Source organism: Vagococcus sp. QWL-13 (genome assembly GCF_058683555.1).
The window spans coordinates 1954621-1965261 of record NZ_CM178746.1; the positions used below are offsets into that span (position 1 = coordinate 1954621).

The 10641-nt window shown below is 38.9% G+C and carries 9 protein-coding genes; 1 reads left to right on the top strand and 8 read right to left on the bottom strand.

Annotation, left to right across the window (positions count from 1 at the left end):
• Positions 1–117: 117 nt before the first annotated feature.
• Positions 118–1230 (top strand): ISL3 family transposase, encoded by a 1113-nt coding sequence (locus AC4PHI_RS09025; RefSeq protein WP_492199588.1) that lies wholly within the window; start codon positions 118–120, stop codon positions 1228–1230.
• 118 nt (positions 1231–1348) lie between these two features.
• On the opposite strand, the gene AC4PHI_RS09030 is transcribed toward AC4PHI_RS09025, so the two are convergent.
• From AC4PHI_RS09030 to AC4PHI_RS09065, 8 genes are all read right to left on the bottom strand, one after another.
• Entirely contained in the window at positions 1349–1705 is a 357-nt protein-coding gene (locus AC4PHI_RS09030; RefSeq protein ID WP_492199589.1) for a phage holin family protein, read from the bottom strand.
• Entirely contained in the window at positions 1706–2023 is a 318-nt protein-coding gene (locus tag AC4PHI_RS09035) for a PspC domain-containing protein (RefSeq protein WP_492199590.1), read from the bottom strand. It abuts the gene before it with no gap.
• A gap of 47 nt (positions 2024–2070) precedes the next feature.
• On the bottom strand, positions 2071–3648 hold the full coding sequence (liaX, locus tag AC4PHI_RS09040) for a daptomycin-sensing surface protein LiaX (protein WP_492199591.1): 1578 nt from the start codon (positions 3646–3648) through the stop codon (positions 2071–2073).
• Positions 3649–3812: 164 nt separating this feature from the next.
• A complete protein-coding gene (locus tag AC4PHI_RS09045; protein ID WP_492199592.1) occupies positions 3813–5051 on the bottom strand; it encodes an ABC transporter permease in 1239 nt (412 codons plus the stop codon).
• The gene (locus AC4PHI_RS09050) at positions 5048–5746 is read right to left on the bottom strand and encodes an ABC transporter ATP-binding protein (RefSeq protein WP_492201570.1); all 699 of its coding nucleotides are present in this window, start codon (positions 5744–5746) and stop codon (positions 5048–5050) included. Before AC4PHI_RS09050 ends, AC4PHI_RS09045 begins: the two co-directional genes overlap by 4 nt.
• A 21-nt stretch (positions 5747–5767) precedes the next feature.
• Positions 5768–6925, bottom strand: a complete 1158-nt coding sequence (locus tag AC4PHI_RS09055) for an efflux RND transporter periplasmic adaptor subunit (protein ID WP_492199593.1) — start codon at positions 6923–6925, stop codon at positions 5768–5770.
• 610 nt (positions 6926–7535) lie between these two features.
• The gene (locus tag AC4PHI_RS09060) at positions 7536–8417 is read right to left on the bottom strand and encodes a YitT family protein (protein WP_492199594.1); all 882 of its coding nucleotides are present in this window, start codon (positions 8415–8417) and stop codon (positions 7536–7538) included.
• 372 nt (positions 8418–8789) lie between these two features.
• Positions 8790–10466, bottom strand: coding sequence for a formate--tetrahydrofolate ligase (locus tag AC4PHI_RS09065; RefSeq protein ID WP_492199595.1), 1677 nt, complete (start codon positions 10464–10466; stop codon positions 8790–8792).
• Positions 10467–10641: the final 175 nt, after the last annotated feature.

The window sequence follows — 10641 nt, forward strand, 5'->3', positions numbered from 1 at the left end:
CATATATCTCATCATCATTGTATCCGAACCTCATTAAATTTAGAAGAAAAAATATCACTTTTGAAAAAGAATTTTGTCAGGAGGTTTAAATAAAAGCGCTTACCAGCCTGCTTTATTTTGTCACTCTTAGCTATACTCCCATTCATTGTCCCAACTGCGAAGCGAACAATAAAACTTTTTTGCCGTGACTGTCAAACAACTTTTGTTGCTGCCTCCCCTGAAATTGACGCAGGGTGTTTTATCGCCAATAGAGTGAAACAATCCATTGCCATTGAACTTCAGAATAATCTTTCTATGAAAGATTTGGCTCGTCGTCATGGAGTGTCTCCTACTACCACCACACGAATTTTGGTCCAACGGGGCAAAGAACACACACCTGATTTTCAACATTTACCTGAAAATTTATGTTTTGATGAATTTAAATCAGTCAAACACGTCACGGACAAAATGAGTTTCATTTTTTGTGATGCTGTCACACGTAAGATTATCGATATTCTTCCCAATAGGCGACAGAAAACATTACGTACCTATTTTTCTCGCTACTCTCTTCAAGCACGTGCCAGTGTTAAGACAATTGTCATAGACATGAATGCTGCTTATTTTACGGTGATTCAGGAACTATTCCCGAATGCTAAAATAATCATTGACCGTTTTCATATCGTTCAGCTTATCTCACGTTCTCTTAACCAAACACGGGTAGATATTATGAAAAAATTCTTTGTGGGTAAGGGTGAAAAAATGAAAGACTATCGCAAGCTAAAACGATACTGGCGCTTGATGTTAAAATCAGCCAGTCACCTTAACTATCAAGACTATTCTTATCAGCGTTTATTCAAAAAGCCGATGCCTGAAACAGAAATGATAGATTATCTTCTTTCTCTTGATCCAACTTTAAAAGCGACTTATCAGCTCTATCAACACTTGCTTTATGATGCTCAAAACAATGATTTTGAGAGTTTTAAAGAAAATTTAGATGCAATGAAACCTGAGGTTTCACTTTATATGCAAACCTCCGTAAAAACTCTCAAAAAACATTTGAATAGGATTGAAAATACCTTCAAGTATTCTTTTTCTAATGGCTCACTTGAAGGGATCATCAATAAAATTAAAGTCATTAAACGCACTGCTTATGGCTATCGCAGCTTTTGGCACTTTAAGCATCGCATTTTTGTCAGTTTTAAACTGATGGACCAAAAAGACAACCCCACTTGTTTAAGCGAAGTTGTCTAGATCTGTTATTAAATTAGGCTAAAATTCTAGCCATCCACATCATTTGACGAAGAGCCAACATTTTCTGTTGGGGCTTACTGCTTTTCTACTTTAAATAATTTTTCCCACTTTAAGTGACTCAATAATGTCTTTCAGCTTCCCTGCTGCTGACCAGCGCATTGACAAGGGACAATATCAAGGCGATCATAAACGCTGACCAAAAACCATTGACATAAAATCTCCCCGATCCCACGATAAACGAAGTCAACTGAAGCATCAAGCCATTGATAACAAGACTGAACAATCCTAAAGTCAAAATCGTGATCGGCAAACTAAAAATATGCAGTATCGGTTTGACAAATCCATTTAGAAAGGACAAGACAAAGCTAGCTAGAATTGCCGTCAAAAAACCGCTGATATAAAGCATATTGGGAAACAAGTAAGCCAGAGCCATAAAAGTAATCGAATTTATCAATAGGCGTTGGAAATATCCCATTTAAAAGTCACTCCACTCATCTTCTTCATCAACTTTTTCTGCTTCTTTTCTAGGTCGTTTTTCTTGACGGTCACCATAGTAGGCTTGATTACCGTAATATCTCTTTTGATTATTCGGACGGTAGGGCCCACTTGCTTGTGGAATCACTACTGCCAAAATGATATATAAGAAAAAGCCGGGAAATCCTGCAGTAAAAAATGACAGGGCTAAGTAAACAACACGGATGATTGTCGGATCAATGCCAATGTATTCGCCGATGCCTCCCAAAACACCTGATACGACAATATTATCTCTTGATTTTGTTAATCGTTTTCTCATCAAACTTCCTCCTCTTAACACCAGTTAAAGGGATAATCTCCCTCTAACTATTGATCTGTATCCTTCATATAAACAGTTCCCGTAGTCGTACTTAAACGGACATGGATTGTTTTCTCCGGATTAAGTCGGCGGAACTGAAGCATTTGATTGGTCTTTTCTTTTTTCTCGCGTACGACTTCAAAATTGGTCAAACGGTTTCTGATCGACCCTGTATTTGTTTTTGCCAATCCTTCAATGCCGACCGCTGTCGGTAAAGCAAGCTTTATGGCACCATTGACAAGGTTGACTTCAATCTTTTTCGTTTCTTCCGACTTGACAGTCATACGGATATCGCCATTCACATTTGACACCACAATGTTTTCAATCGAGGAAAGCAGTGTGAAATCTCCATTCACAGAATCAGCCATAAAATCCAAGATATCAGATTCTGTCACTTTCACATTTCCGTTGACACCCTTTACCTCTAACATTGTAGCACGGAATTGATCAAAACTCATGTCTCCGTTAGTGCTTTTTACAAAAGCATCGCTCGCCTGTACGTCAGTGAAGGAGACATCTCCATTCAATAATTTTACAGACACATGATCATAATCCCGTTTCGGCAAATAGAAGACCAAGTCTGCTTTGATACGTTTATTAGGAATTTGGAAGGAAATTCTTTCATCTGTCACATCAATCTGACTTCTTTCAAGAAATGCTTCCAATGGTGTGTCAGCATCCATCTTTCCGTAGAGCTTGATTGCTGCTTCAACTTTCAAGTCCTCAGACTCCCAAGTTTTGAATACTACTTTACCATTTGCCAGTTTCACATCCAAAATCGATGCAGTTGTCGCTGGATAATAAAATTCATGTTGGAAACTGCTGGAAGTCATGCCTGGTACTTTGATATTGATATCTTTCCATTCAACATTGTCATTGACTGTTTCAGTCACTGTCTTGACTGTGTCCCGGAAAAATCTTCCCAGTTGCGAACCGGCTTCACTCATCTTTTTACCGAATTTATCTCCGGCTTGACCCATTTTTTTGCCGAACTCATCAAAGCTTTTCTCCCAATCTTCCGGAATGTCAAACTTATGACTCCACTGTTCAGCTGTTCCTTCAGACTGCTCTTTCCGGATTGCTTTTAGTTTTTCTTCTAAACTTTCTTTGTCCACTTCCAGTTCAACGACTTCCTGTTTTAATTCGTTCAACTCCGCTTCCAAAGCTTGACGTTCTTCGATTTTTTCATCTTCCAGTGTTTCAAGTTCTTCAATGGTATTGATTACCATGATTTGTTCTTCTTTATCTTTGATCTGATCAGCCAACTCTTCCAATGCCACATTCACCGTATCTAATTCGGCAGATGCCTTGTTGGCTTCGGTGGCCAATTCATCTAAAAGTTTTTCCAATCGTTCCTGATCGACTTTCTCACTGTCTGCGAAGAACTCCGCATCACTTTTTTCCTGCTCAGCTTTTTCCTTCTGATCATACTCAAAAGTTTGGGCGCTTTTCTTCACTTTACTTGCTTCTTGGTCCAGTGACTTTTCATCCTTTTCAGTTGCCATATTTTCTAACAAAACTAAAGCTTCCTCAGAAGTAATAATCCCTTTTTTGACTAATTCGAATACTCTTTCACGTTCATTCATTGTTGATAGCCTCCTTAGCTAAATATCTATCTGACAATACCTATTATGCATGGTTTTCAACGAAATGTCATAGGTCCTAGGATGGATTTATTATTAAGACCTTTCACAAATAAAATAATTTTTCTATGTTATTTAATCCAGAAGTCCCGAACAGGAATCATTTCCTAGTTATAGATTGCCTTGATCGGATCCATGCGGGCAGCACTGAATGCTGGAATAATACCGAAAATCACACCGGTCATAACCGACACACCGGAAGAAATCAAAAATATCTGCGGTGTCATTACAGGAATGATATCTATAAAACCGCCTGCCAGCACTGATAAACTATATCCAATGCCTACACCAATCAGTCCGCCTAACAGTGTAATGAATGCTGCTTCGGATAAAAATTGAAACAGGATCACTCTTGGTTTGGCCCCGATAGCCCGACGGATACCGATCTCTCTTTTACGTTCGGTGACGGAAACATACATAATGTTCATCACACCGATACCGCCCACTAAAAGAGAAATAGCTGTGATAGCCATCAAAAACATCGTCAAACTGCCGATGGCGTCTTCCATTTGTTTCATTTCCTTCTGATTCATATCATTTTCAGCAAAGAATCCCTTAACGTCTTGATGATTCTCTTCCATAATGCTGATAGCTTGGGCCATCACTTCATTTTTGTCTGCCCCTTCTTCCAACTTGAAGTTGATTCCTTTGATTGCCTGACTTTTGGACAGTTCATTGTAAGAAGCGCGGGAAACCAAACTGCTGTCGACTGTACTCCAGTCAAGAGCCATTGCTTCTGACTGACTCAAACTTTCGTAGCTGAATTTTTCCAAAATCCCGATAACTTTGTACATATAGCCGTTGATCGACACCGCCTTATCCAACAGCTCTTCCGGGTTTTCAAATTGATTATCATAATCAAACAGACTGTGATTCAAGATAATCACATTTTTCCCAACGTCGCTTTCATTAAAATCCCTGCCGCATAAAAAACTTTTTGAGGCATTATTGTTGGGAGCCACTTGAAGATAGGAGACCACATTAAAATAATTCATTTCAACTTGCAAGTTGTCGCCGCCGTAAAAATTGCCGTACTCCGGATAGATGGCTTTAACCCCTTCGATTCCCTGAACTTTTTTCATGTCCACCCTTGAAAAAGAAAAATCCGGTTCCTCATAATAATAAACGCCAAATTCATCGTCTAATTGCATCGTATAATGCAATTTCACCACATCGGTGTTCATGGCACTGGTGGAACTTAGAATTTGTTTTTTCATCCCTTCTCCCAAGGTCGAAATAGTAACGACTGAAGCAATCCCGATGATGATGCCCACCATCGTCAAGAAGACGCGCAATTTATGGGCTTTAAGACTCAAAAAAGTACTAATAAATAAGTTTCCTATCATTGGATCGCCTCCTCAAGAAATCTGCCGTCTTTCATGTAAACAACCCTTGTAGCATAACGAGTCAGGTCTTCATCATGGGTCACCATAACGATTGTTTTACCACGTTGATTCAGTTCTTTCAACATCTCCATAACCTCGGTGCCTGTTTCACTATCTAAAGCTCCCGTAGGCTCATCCGCCATAATCAGCAAAGGATCATTGATTAAGGAACGGGCAATCGCTACACGCTGCTGCTGACCGCCGGAAAGTTCGGTCACTTTTGACTTTGCTTTGTCTTCCAAACCCACAGCTGCCAGATACTTTCTACCTAGTTCATTTTGTTCCCGCCCGCTTTTCTTTTTTTCGTAGACACAGGGCAATTTAACATTTTGGATGACGTTCAATGAATTGATCAAAAAGAATTGTTGAAAAATAAAGCCAAAAAACTCATTGCGAAATTCTGATTTTTTGTTTTCTGTTAATTTGGAGATATCTTGTTGGTTAAAAAGATAGCTGCCATCCGAAATTCGATCCAAAAACCCAATGATATTCATCAGTGTGGTTTTACCGCTGCCGGATTTCCCCATGACCATGATGAATTCTCCCGGGTAAATCGTCAAATCAAGATTTTTCAGCACATGAAGTTTCTCTTTCCCGGCAGGAAAATATTTGTTGATATTTTTCAGGACAACTAAAGGTTCCTTTTTTTCACCGATTGCTTCCACTTTTTCTCCCCCTTACTCCTCATTTCCAGAAGGAGAAGATTTTTCTTCTGAAGCTGTTTCATCCAAAATATCCCCTTCTTTGACAGCTTTTTCCGAAGTCACGATAATCCGGTCGGCAGATTCGATACCAGAAATTACAATCGTATTTTCCCCTGCCTCTTCGCCAAGTTGAAGTTCCCGGCGGATGACTGAACCAAAGTCATTGACCAAGACGTATTTTTTATCTCCGTCTTCTTTGATGGCTTTCGTAGGAATTTCTACTTGTTTGTCTTCCAGATTGACTGTTGCTTGCACATGATAGCCATTTTTGATTCCCTCAGTGGAATCAAGAGTAAGTTTCACACCATAGTTTGACATGGAACCGCCGCTGCCTTCTTGAACCTGTGCCTCCCCATTTGCTTCAAGGGGATTATCATCAATATAAGAAATTTTTCCTTTAACGGTAATATTATTTGAAATGACCGTGATTTCAGCAGGTTTGTCCACAGCTATTTTAGGCAAGTCTTTTTCGTTTACTTTTCCTGAAACATAAAACCCGTCCGATGTCAGGGTCAAAATAGGTGTGTTCTCTTCCTTGACTTCCGGGATTGAGACACGTCCTTTAAACTTGGCCGTTGTTGAAAGATACTGTTTAGTTGAAAGGTCGTTTAATTGTTTGTTGATGAAGAAAGTTTCTTCATCTACCGAATCCACTTCTGATTGATACTGCTCATCTAAAGTTCCACCGATAGCCAACTGTTCTTCCACAGAAGCATTATTATAATTGTCTATGGCACGCTGCCATTTAACTAAGATGTTTTCCCGTTTAGTATAATTCCGCGACAACTGGTTATTCAGCTCTTCCAGTTGTTTTGTGACCTCTTTATCTTCATACACATATAAGACAGTGCCTTCTTCAACAATGTCGCCATGATTGACTTTGATATCAGGTTCGCTGCTCATCCGTGTGTCTTTCGAAAAAGCTTCCATTTGATTCGGCTGTACGATACCGTTGATGTAAACTTGCTCGACATCAGGCACCACAAAATATTCAATCCCATAATCATCTTCCAAGGATTTTGAAGTTTCCGCTTTTGAATCTTTGCCGTTCACTAATTTTAATACACCAAAAATCACTGCTGCTGCAGCAATCAAACCTCCTATAATCATCAACCATTTCTTTTTCGCCATTTTTCCCTCTCCTTTTTAAACAACTTGTGAAATACTTTCAATTTACCTTCAAGCAATCAACAAATTGAGCTAATCCAATATTTTGTTTAAGCATCCTTTTCAAAAAAAGATCCTTTCAGAGTCTTATTTTAGCATAGTTTAAAAATATAAATAATCAGACCTTAGTCTCAATTAATTCCCTCGAGTCAAATTTCAAGGCAGTATTAGCCTAATTTATACTTGATATTTTTATTTTTTAATAACAAAAAGCCTCTGAATGTCAGAGACTTGAGCTGATTTTATTTCAATCGTCATTTCATATTAACGAACAACTTTCACTGTTTGAACCCAACTGCATCTCTTGGTAGTGTCTGGCAATCATATATGCCTTAATCGGTCAATATTTCAAAACCGTAATTCCGGATATGTTGCTTTAACAATTCTAAATATGTTTTTGCCATGTCGCTGAGAGTCATTTTTTATTTTCCACTACATATTATCTATTTAAAAAAGCTTCTTGACTTTGATTAATTACTTTTTATCTTCTATATTAAGTTATCGGATTAGTATTTTTAAATTTATTTATCTGAATTAAAAAAAGCCCCAAAAGATAATACTTTTAGGGTGATGCTTAGATAATATCCAATTCTTTGAACTCGCTCAAAATTTCAACATCTCGTGAAACACTCACAAAAGCATTGGGATCTGCTTCTTTCATGATTTCTTTAAGAATTTCCATTTCATAATTCGTTATGACGGTAATCAGCACTGCTCTTTCTTGTTTCGTGTAGGCACCGATAGCATAGCTGATGACCGTGATTCCCCGTATCAATTGTTCTTGCAGTTGGGTGGAAACTTCCATTGGATGCTGAGTAATAATCATTACCTGAACTTTTTTATGTTTGACATAAACCTGGTCTGTTGCCTTTGCAGCAACAAAAATCGACAACACACTGTAAAATGCGTGGGGCCAGCCAAAAATAAAACCAGCCGTCAGCACGATTATCCCGTTGATAATCATGGAAATATTTCCTACGCTTTTGCCCGTCACTTTTCTAAGACTTAGAAGGATGATATCCATCCCTCCAGTAGACAGTCCGTGTTTTAAGGCAAACCCCAAAGAATATCCGCTGAGTGCCCCGCCAAAAATCGCACAGATAATCGGGTCTTTTGTCAACTCTAGGGTTGGAGTAATTTGAATCGCAAAAGATGCAAAGGTAACACCGATAACTGTGAACAGAACAAATTTACGATCCACTAGAAACCAGCCTAAAATAAACAAAGGCACATTGAGGGCATAATAGACCACAGAAATTGGTACCGGGGAGGCTGTGACTTTTTCTAAAATCGTTGTGATGATTTGGGAGGCCCCTGTGATCCCCCCGGCATAAATATTTCCATTCCGCCAAAAAACATTTAAAGCCAAAGAATATAAAAAAGCATAAATAACTAAAACAAATAATTTAGTCGCATAATCCTGTAATTGATTTTTATATTTTAATAATATCCCCATAATCGTCTCTCTCTCAATTTATTAACATCTCTCTTATCATACACTCTCAAAAATCCCCTTGCAATCTCTTTCGATAACTTCTGACAGACTAGTATCTCAAATGGTGATAATTTGTTTCGTTTTATTAAACTTATTGGGAAATAATTGCTTTTTTGCCGAATGGTCCATAAATACCCTTTGCAATCCATAACTATAAAAAATCTCAGAGCAGAGCGCGAATTTTTATGAGACGAACTCCACCTTAGCAGTCAAATCTGAAAAAAAGCATCATATAAAAAGGGAAGAAAAACCTTTCCGGCGTTTCTTCCCAATCTAAGTCAACCTAAGTCAACAAGTATCTATTGCAGTCGCAGACATCATGTCTGATTATATTTAGAATAATCCTGAAATGACCCCATTTTCATCTACATCAATTTTTTCAGCAGCTGGTACTTTTGGCAATCCCGGCATTGTCATCACAGCACCAGTCAAGGCTACAATGAAACCTGCCCCTGCTGAAACCTTTAAGTTCCTGATGGTGACTGTAAAATCTTCCGGCGCACCGATTAGTGTGGCATCATCAGAGAAAGAGTACTGCGTTTTAGCCATGCAAATCGGATAATCCCCAAAGCCAAGTCTTTCCAATTCATTCATTTCACGACGGGCTGCTGGTGTTAATTCAATTCCTTTGCCGCCATAAATTTTTTGGACGATTTTGACCAATTTTTCTTCTATACTGTCCTCCAAATCATAAACGAAACTAAAATTATTGTCTCTTTCCGCTAATTCAACCACTTTATGTGCAAGGTCAATACCGCCTTCACCGCCGCTGCCCCAAACATCAGAAAGAACAACTTCCACACCTTTTTCTTCACAGGCTTTCTTCACTGCATCAAGTTCCGCCTCTGTGTCTGTTGGAAATTTGTTGATGGCTACAACAACCGGCATACCGTAAACCTCTTTAATGTTCGACAGATGTTTTTCCAAGTTAGGCAAACCAGCAAGGACAGCAGGAATATTTTCTGGTCCCAATTCTTTTTTAGAGACACCCCCATGCATTTTCAAGGCTCTGATCGTTGCGACCAAAACAACTGCATCGGGTCGGATATCCGCCAGACGACACTTAATATCAAAAAACTTTTCAGCTCCCAAATCAGCCCCGAATCCTGCTTCTGTAATGGTATAATCCGCATATTTCATCGCCATTTTGGTCGCTAAAACACTGTTGCAGCCGTGGGCAATATTGGCAAAAGGACCGCCATGGATCAATGCCGGTGTGTGCTCAAGGGTTTGAACCAGATTAGGATGGATTGCATCTTTCAATAATGCTGTCATTGCTCCCTCAGCTTTTAAATCTCCAGCAGTCACAGGATCTCCTGAAAAATTATAGCCGACAATAATTTTTTTCAACTTATTTTTTAAATCGACAATGTTGTCAGCCAAGCAAAGAACTGCCATGATTTCAGAGGCAACTGTAATATCGTAACCATCTTCCCGCGGTACTCCATTTATTCTGCCTTGCAGCCCGTCAACGATATGACGCAGCTGACGGTCATTCATGTCCACCACACGTTTCCATGTGATTTTACGGCTGTCAATTTGCAGGGTATTCCCATGATGGATATGATTATCAAGCATGGCTGCAAGCAAGTTATTAGCTGCTCCGATGGCATGAAAATCCCCTGTAAAGTGAAGGTTGATATCTTCCATCGGCACTACTTGAGCATATCCGCCGCCAGCAGCACCGCCCTTCACTCCAAAAACGGGACCAAGAGAGGGCTCCCTTAAAGCAAGCATCGCTTTTTTGCCGATTTTCGACAGACCATCAGCCAGTCCAACAGAAGTAGTAGTCTTTCCTTCACCAGCAGGCGTCGGAGTGATAGCAGTCACCAAAATTAATTTACCGTTTTGTTGATCCTTCATTTTATCCAACTCATGTGAATCTAATTTTGCTTTATACTTTCCATATAAATTATAATCTTCCTCTTTTAATCCTAGAGAATCAGCGATTTCTTTGATGGGTTTCATCTCAACTTTACTCGCAATCTCAATATCTGATAAATGTGTCATATTAACCAATACTCCCTTTCTTTTATATAAATGATAAAAATAAATTCCTTCTGTTAGTGCAAAGGTTGCCCACTTGAAACTAATTTATTAAAACCTAAAATCAGCATCAATTCCTGTACTAGAAATTCAATAAACGTTGTTAATCTATCATCTTAAATTTTACTTTAATCAAAGC

What these genes read in the sequence shown, in the direction of transcription:
- AC4PHI_RS09045 (WP_492199592.1), bottom strand. Translation starts at nt 5,051, where the DNA reads ATGATAGGAAACTTATTTATTAGTACTTTTTTGAGTCTTAAAGCCCAT.
- liaX (WP_492199591.1), bottom strand. Translation starts at nt 3,648, where the DNA reads ATGAATGAACGTGAAAGAGTATTCGAATTAGTCAAAAAAGGGATTATT.
- AC4PHI_RS09030 (WP_492199589.1), bottom strand. Translation starts at nt 1,705, where the DNA reads ATGGGATATTTCCAACGCCTATTGATAAATTCGATTACTTTTATGGCT.
- AC4PHI_RS09060 (WP_492199594.1), bottom strand. Translation starts at nt 8,417, where the DNA reads ATGGGGATATTATTAAAATATAAAAATCAATTACAGGATTATGCGACT.
- AC4PHI_RS09055 (WP_492199593.1), bottom strand. Translation starts at nt 6,925, where the DNA reads ATGGCGAAAAAGAAATGGTTGATGATTATAGGAGGTTTGATTGCTGCA.
- AC4PHI_RS09035 (WP_492199590.1), bottom strand. Translation starts at nt 2,023, where the DNA reads ATGAGAAAACGATTAACAAAATCAAGAGATAATATTGTCGTATCAGGT.
- AC4PHI_RS09065 (WP_492199595.1), bottom strand. Translation starts at nt 10,466, where the DNA reads ATGACACATTTATCAGATATTGAGATTGCGAGTAAAGTTGAGATGAAA.